Annotated in this window: 2 protein-coding genes; one reads left to right on the top strand and one right to left on the bottom strand. The window is 60.9% G+C overall.

All coding sequences use genetic code 11. The annotated features are described in order from the left end of the window. Positions 1-66: 66 nt before the first annotated feature. On the bottom strand, positions 67-495 hold the full coding sequence (locus BLQ01_RS22020; protein ID WP_091554454.1) for a nuclear transport factor 2 family protein: 429 nt from the start codon (positions 493-495) through the stop codon (positions 67-69). Between the two features lie 96 nt (positions 496-591). Between BLQ01_RS22020 and BLQ01_RS22015 the strand changes: the two genes are divergently transcribed. Continuing rightward, positions 592-1545, top strand: coding sequence for an RNA polymerase subunit sigma-70 (locus BLQ01_RS22015; protein ID WP_175493522.1), 954 nt, complete (start codon positions 592-594; stop codon positions 1543-1545). Positions 1546-1728 lie beyond the last annotated feature (183 nt).

The following is a 1728-nucleotide window of genomic DNA, read 5'->3' as shown; positions in this document are numbered from 1 at the left end:
AGGCAAGAGCCCCGACCACAGGTCGGGGCTCTTCCCCTTTAACCACCACAACACGGACCACCCGTTTCACGGACCACCCCGCTCTGACCCTCCAAGCGGCGCCATGTCTGATCGTCCTGGCTTCATCACTACGTCGCCGCGCGCCAAGGCGAAGGGCAGGCGATCGAAGATGATTCGGATCTCGACGATGAGACCGTCCCGCAGTCGATACAGCTCCGCACCTGGCGCGGTCGGAACAAAGTGATTTGCTGTGTCATACATGAGGATCGCTTCGTCGTTGCTGCCATAGGCTGCGTAGAGAGTAGAGCTCGTAAGCGATTCGGCAAAGGGCTCCATAAATGCCCGGACCTCGGCCTGGCCGGTCATGGTGCCTGCGGGAGCGAAGCAGCTGACATCCGCGGCCAGGTACTGCACTGCCGAGTCCATATCGCCGGATGTCCAGGCGCGGTGGTACGCAATTGCGATCTCGAGGGCTCCGTCAGGTTCAGTGGACATGGTGTGGTTCCTTTCAAAGTTGCTGACCCCCGTATAGACACCAGAGTTCAGTTGATCGGAACGCTGATGGGGGAGGCATGCCAAGATTGAAGCGTGATGTCACCTGAATCGGAGGCTGCCAGGGCCGGCGATGAGCTGGCCTTCGCTTCCCTTGTCGGGCCGTATCGCCGGGAGCTTCATCTGCACTGCTATAGGATCACGGGCTCTTTTGACGAGGCGGACGACGTACTGCAGGAGGCTTTGCTTGCTGCGTGGCGGGGCTTGCCGGAATTTGCCGGCCGCTCGTCTTTGCGCACCTGGCTGTATCGAATTGCCACCAATCGTGCGCTCAATTCTGTAAGGGATAGAAGCCGGCGGCCCCGCACTGCCCCTTTGCCTCCTTTCGAGCCACCGGATCCCTCCGGCAGTTTTGATTTAGCTCACTTGCAGCCGTACCCCGATGCGTTGGTCGACCAGGTTGATCCGGCTGTGCAGGCTGTTAACCGGGAGACCATTCAGCTCGCATTCGTTGTCGCCCTTCAAAGGATGCCGCCGCGTCAAGCCGCGGTGCTGCTGCTTTGCGATGTGCTGGAGTTCACGATTGCTGAAGCTGCAGAGTTGCTTTCGATAGGTGCAACAGCGGCGAAGGGTCTCCTGCAGCGGGCCCGGTCCACCCTGCCTTCCTCTTCCCAGGTATCCAGCGAAGAGGACCAGCAGGATATTGCCCGCAGATTTGAGGATGCTTTCTCCCGCGATGACATTGATGCAGTCCTCGAGCTCCTTACCGATCAGTGCTGGTTGGCCATGCCTCCTGCCTCTGAGTGCTACGTGGGACGGGATGCGGTGGGGCAATTCCTGCGTGCGAGTGCTGATGGGCGGCCCGGCGGACCGTACACTTTGGCAGCAGTCCGGGCGGGTGGCAGGCCGGCGTTCGTCTGTTACCTGGAGGGCAGGGCCAGGGGGTTGGTGGTCATTGAACCGTCTCCCGGGGCAGACAAGATCGATTCCATCATGCGGTTCCTCGACGATGGGCTGCACCGGCATTTTGAAATGCCTGAAACCTCGGAGTGACAGGTCCCCGGCGGGGTGGTGGGGTTGGTGTTCGACGGCGGTTTGGTGGGGGTTGTGGGGGTGGTTGGGTGTGGGTGGGGTGGTGTTTGGGGTGGATTTGCGTTGGGGGTTGGGGGCGTGTATTGTTTTCTGAGTCGCCGGGTGCGAAACGGAAAGCCGGAAGGTGTGTACGGTTCGGTAGGC

The sequence above is a fragment of the Arthrobacter sp. UNCCL28 genome, from assembly GCF_900102805.1.
GTDB lineage: Bacteria > Actinomycetota > Actinomycetes > Actinomycetales > Micrococcaceae > Arthrobacter > Arthrobacter nicotinovorans_A.
Note: the sequence above shows the minus strand (reverse complement) of the source record. Positions and strands in the feature narration are given on the sequence as shown.

What these genes read in the sequence shown, in the direction of transcription:
- BLQ01_RS22020 (WP_091554454.1), bottom strand. Translation starts at nt 495, where the DNA reads ATGTCCACTGAACCTGACGGAGCCCTCGAGATCGCAATTGCGTACCAC.
- BLQ01_RS22015 (WP_175493522.1), top strand. Translation starts at nt 592, where the DNA reads ATGTCACCTGAATCGGAGGCTGCCAGGGCCGGCGATGAGCTGGCCTTC.